Genomic DNA, 3,975 nt, shown 5'->3' with positions numbered 1-3,975 from the left:
ATACCCACCATTAATAACACCAAATTACAACCCAAAACCCCTGTATTTGTTCACATCATCTCACCCAACCATCACCAATTATCATGTAAATAATAGAAGATAATAGAACCATCACAGATACACCACCGAAAAATTCACCTCACCTGATTATCACCCGAACAAAATCAAATCCTAGATTCACAAACTACTAGACTAAAAATATCAAATTAGGCTATACTACTTATAGTATGACTAGAGGTAGGATATGGCTAAAATTTCAATTTCATTGCCAGATGAACTACTCAATTACATTGACCAAAAAGTTGATAACCGTAGTGCATTAATTGAAAGTCTTTTGAAACAATGGCAAGAACAAAAACAAAATGAAGCACTAGCCGCAGCTTGCGCTTTGGTTGATGAATTAGAATTAGGTTGGGAAAGTGAATGGCAAAATATAGCGATTACCGAATGGGAAGCATCTGGATAGTAACATTTGACCCATCCGTAGGTACAGAAATTCAAAAAACTCGTCCAGCAGTGATAATTTCTGGGACTTTGTTTAATAACCAACGCAGTAAAGTTACAGTTTTACCTTTTACTTCCGCACAACCTAATAACCCCCGTATTTCACCAGCAGTAGTGGAAGTACCAGCATCAGCACAAAACGGACTTTCTGTAGATAGTCTTTTGATATGTGTTGAACCAATGACTTTTGATAAAGTTCGTTTAACGCAACAATTAGGAGAATTAGAAGCAGAATTATTAGAACAATCTCAAAATATTTTGCGGCGATATCTGAGTTTAAATAACAATTAATTGTCTGATGTTACGCAGTAATTCTAAGCATGATTCTTTTGCCTGGAAGCGTGGGGAAACTACGGCCAGTGCGGGTGAGTTGATGGCTTTTAATGGGTTGACTGCGGAAGCGTTGACGAAGCGGGCTATTGAGTTGGTGCATTAATTAGAACGCAGATGAACGCAGATTGGAATTGAATAGGGTTACCGAGCTGGTGATTGGGTGTGCTTTTAAGGTGGGTAATACTTTGGGGGTTGGTTTTTTGGAGGCGGTTTATGAAAATGCTCTGGTGCATGAGTTACGGAAAACAGGTTTGTTGGTTGAGCAGCAGATGAAATTGAACCTTGGGAGGAATTAGAACCAATGGCTGAAGGTGAAGTTAGAGTAATGACTCGTCAATTTGTGTATGTAGATGATGTGGAAATAGAAGTTTGTGCTAACGAAAATGGAAAGCATTTTGTTAGACATAATCTTTACTGGTGGATAATGCACAATAAAAAAAATCCTCATCCAGAAACAAATTGTGTAATACTTAATTTACAAAATGCTGTAGATAGACTACTTACTATTAGATGGTCTGGTTATAAATATAGATTTGAGAATATTAAGTTTAGTGAAGATGATGTAGAAATTGAAAATGTGTTATTTCTTCCATTAGCTATGTTTGAAGACCTTATGAAAGATAAATCAAGGTTTAATAGTCAAATTTTAGAAAAAATTATAAAAGGAGAGTACCAATCAAATGACTATGATAGGTTAAGTGTAAAACTATTTGTATGGCTACAATCTAATTCTTTATCTTCGCTACTTGAAACTAATAACAGCTAAACAAATACAGATTTAGAGTGGGTTAGCGACAATATAACCCACCATTAATAACGCTAAATTACAACCCAAAAACCCTGTATCTGTTCACATTATCTCACTCAACCATTACTAGGGATGTTTAGGGCGATAGCGAAGCGCTGCTGCAAGCAGTTCGCACCTGAAAACCTTACGCCGTATCTGTTTACATTATCTCACTCAACCATTACTAGGGATTACTAGAGCGATCATGTAAATATTAACCTCACCTGAGAATTATCGGTGCGTAGTTTATAATAGGATCATACCGAAAAATTTTATATAGGATTTAAGGTTATTCATAATGCTGCAAATTATCCAAGCAACCTGTACAAACGGTGAACTTATTTTGAATGAAAAACTAAGTTCCGAATTAGAAGGTAAAACCATACAAATTATGATTCTCGAACCACAGGAATCTACTCAATTAATAGATTCTCAAGAATCGAAAATACAGCAATTCTTAGCGCGAGTTAATAACTACTCCTTCCCACTTCCCCCAGACTACAAATTTAATCGAGAAGAAATTTATGATAGATAAAATTTTTCTTGATAGTAATCTCTGGATTTATCTCTATGCTAAAAATCCGCCAGAAAAATCCCAGCAAGTTGCAGAAATCATCAAAAATAATTCTTCATCGCTGTTAGTCAGCACTCAGGTTTTAGGAGAATTATTTCATGTTTTAACTAGAAAAAAATTCACATCAAAAACAGATGCAATTACAATCATATCAGATATAGTGAATACTTTTCCGGTTCAGGCAATTAACACAACAGAAGTTATACAAGCATTAGAAATCAATGCAAAATATAACTACTCTTATTGGGATAGTTTGATTATAGCTACAGCTTTATTAAGTGAATGTTCCATCATTTACTCAGAAGATATGCAACATAATCAGCTAATAGAAAATAAAGTGAGAATTATCAATCCATTTGTTTGATTTTAACGAATAGTCCGTAGGTTGGGTTAACCCAAGAAAACCCAAGAAAACCCAACATCACCCAAACCACCCAACCATCACGAATAGTTTTTTCTACCAATGGCAGAAAATGACAAAAACCGCCATAATATAAAAAAGTATATTCAAAAAATCACATTATGAAAAGTATGAATATTTCCTTACCTGACACCATGGGCGATTATATAGAAAAGTAGCGCAAAGAGGTTACAGCAGCGAAGCGTGAATATTTTCGGGAGTTAGTGCGACAAGACCAAAAACTCCAAAGCAAAAGAACAACTACAAACCCTGCTTTTAGAAGGATTAAACTCAGGAAATGCAGCAGAAATGACAGCACAAGACTGGAAAGATATTCGTCAAGCAGTATAATAGTAATAACATAATTCAAAAAAGGCAATAATTATGGATATCAAACTTGCAGAAATATCTCAAGAAATTCACAGCTTACCAGAAGAAGCGCAAATCTTACTTATTGATTTTATTCAATTACTCAAAAAACGTTATCCACAACCAGAAAATCATCATCAAGAAAAAACCATCTATGAAAAATTTGATGAAATTGGATTAATTGGTTGTTGTGCTGTGGAAGAAAATTTATCAACTACATATAAAGAAGTTCTATCTAATACATTACTCAATAAATATGATCATAGTTGATACAGGATTTTGGTTAGCTCTTATTGATCAAAAAGACACCTACCACGAAACAGCAAAACAGGCTTTAAAAAAATACAATGAACCTTTAATGACAACATGGTGTGTTGTCACAGAAACCTGTTATCTTTTGCTAACTCGCAAAGGAGTTCAAGCTCAAGTTACTTTTTTAAATAGTCTGGAACAAGAATTATTTACAGTTTTTAATTTAGAATCTCACCATACTCCACGCATTATCCAATTAATGGAAAAATATGCTAATCTACCGATGGATTTAGCTGATGCTTCCCTAGTAATTTTAGCAGAATATTTAGGACATGGACGCATTTTTTCAGTAGATCAGCGTGACTTTAATACCTATCGTTGGAAGCAAACTTATCCTTTTGAAAATTTGCTATTTTAAAGTAATTACCTGTATCTGTTCACATCATCTCACCCAACCATTACAACGGATTACTAGAGCGATAGCGAAGCAGTGCTGTAAGTAGTTCGCAGCATGACAGATACACCTGGAAATATTCACCTCACCTGAGAATTATCACCCGACCATGAGTTATAATCAAGATTAAAGTCATAACCATAAAATTACTATGACTATCCAAACCTTAGACAAAACCACCACAATTTCCGAACAGCAATTTCTTCTACCTGGTCATTACACCTGGGAGGAATTTGAAATAATAGAAACCTTAACCGCAGACGCAGCAGGTTTGCGGATAACTTATCTTGATGGGTGCATCC

The 3,975-nt window shown here is 34.9% G+C and carries 8 protein-coding genes and 1 pseudogene; all 9 read left to right on the top strand.

From position 1 onward, the window contains the following. Positions 1-244: 244 nt before the first annotated feature. On the top strand, positions 245-466 hold the full coding sequence (locus ACIR310F_RS0119680) for a ribbon-helix-helix domain-containing protein (RefSeq protein WP_028085305.1): 222 nt from the start codon (positions 245-247) through the stop codon (positions 464-466). After that, positions 424-795: a type II toxin-antitoxin system PemK/MazF family toxin gene (locus ACIR310F_RS0119675; protein WP_231387614.1), complete on the top strand. Its 372-nt coding sequence runs from the start codon at positions 424-426 to the stop codon at positions 793-795. The genes ACIR310F_RS0119680 and ACIR310F_RS0119675 overlap by 43 nt, the downstream gene beginning before the upstream one ends. Before the next feature lie 194 nt (positions 796-989). Next, entirely contained in the window at positions 990-1,133 is a 144-nt protein-coding gene (locus ACIR310F_RS23270; RefSeq protein ID WP_331271328.1) for a GxxExxY protein, read from the top strand. A gap of 5 nt (positions 1,134-1,138) precedes the next feature. After that, positions 1,139-1,603, top strand: coding sequence for a hypothetical protein (locus ACIR310F_RS23870; protein WP_051289761.1), 465 nt, complete (start codon positions 1,139-1,141; stop codon positions 1,601-1,603). Between the two features lie 319 nt (positions 1,604-1,922). Continuing rightward, positions 1,923-2,159 (top strand): hypothetical protein, encoded by a 237-nt coding sequence (locus ACIR310F_RS0119660; RefSeq protein WP_028085303.1) that lies wholly within the window; start codon positions 1,923-1,925, stop codon positions 2,157-2,159. After that, the gene (locus ACIR310F_RS0119655; RefSeq protein WP_028085302.1) at positions 2,149-2,562 is read left to right on the top strand and encodes a PIN domain-containing protein; all 414 of its coding nucleotides are present in this window, start codon (positions 2,149-2,151) and stop codon (positions 2,560-2,562) included. Before ACIR310F_RS0119660 ends, ACIR310F_RS0119655 begins: the two co-directional genes overlap by 11 nt. A gap of 420 nt (positions 2,563-2,982) precedes the next feature. Then, complete coding sequence (locus ACIR310F_RS0119650) at positions 2,983-3,237, top strand: hypothetical protein (protein WP_028085301.1); 255 nt, start codon at positions 2,983-2,985, stop codon at positions 3,235-3,237. After that, positions 3,224-3,637, top strand: coding sequence for a type II toxin-antitoxin system VapC family toxin (locus ACIR310F_RS0119645; RefSeq protein WP_028085300.1), 414 nt, complete (start codon positions 3,224-3,226; stop codon positions 3,635-3,637). Before ACIR310F_RS0119650 ends, ACIR310F_RS0119645 begins: the two co-directional genes overlap by 14 nt. A gap of 187 nt (positions 3,638-3,824) precedes the next feature. Next, positions 3,825-3,975: pseudogene (locus tag ACIR310F_RS27155) on the top strand (Uma2 family endonuclease); the annotation flags it as partial.

The sequence above is a fragment of the Dolichospermum circinale AWQC310F genome (assembly GCF_000426925.1).
GTDB classification, from domain to species: domain Bacteria; phylum Cyanobacteriota; class Cyanobacteriia; order Cyanobacteriales; family Nostocaceae; genus Dolichospermum; species Dolichospermum circinale.
The sequence above is the reverse complement of the archived record's forward strand: the minus strand, read 5'-3'. Positions and strand labels throughout refer to the sequence as shown.